Source organism: Lentzea indica (assembly GCF_012184385.1).
Taxonomy (GTDB): domain Bacteria; phylum Actinomycetota; class Actinomycetes; order Mycobacteriales; family Pseudonocardiaceae; genus Lentzea; species Lentzea indica.
In genome coordinates this window covers 1-342 of record NZ_VSRL01000625.1, presented here as the reverse complement: position 1 = coordinate 342, position 342 = coordinate 1, and the positions used below count along the sequence as shown (strand labels likewise).

At 69.6% G+C, this 342-nt stretch carries 1 pseudogene; it reads right to left on the bottom strand.

Going from position 1 to position 342, the window contains the following annotated elements:
* Positions 1-342 (bottom strand): annotated as a pseudogene (locus tag FXN61_RS50030) (hypothetical protein); the annotation flags it as partial.

The following is a 342-nucleotide window of genomic DNA, read 5'->3' as shown; positions in this document are numbered from 1 at the left end:
ACGACGCTGGTAACCACCACGGTCACCGGAGCCGCCACGGTCCTCGCGCGGCTTGAAATCACGCCGGTCACCCGAACGCTCGCCACCGCGGTCCTCGCGGGGCTTGAAGTCACGACGGTCGCTTGAACGGTCGTCGCGCGGCTTGAAGTCACGGCGGTCGCCAGAGCGCTCGCCGCCGCGATATCCACCGCGGTCGCCGGAACGGTCGTCCTTGCGGAAACCGCCACGATCGCTGGAACCCTCACGACGCTGGTAACCACCACGGTCACCGGAGCCGCCACGGTCCTCGCGCGGCTTGAAATCACGCCGGTCACCCGAACGCTCGCCACCGCGGTCCTCGCG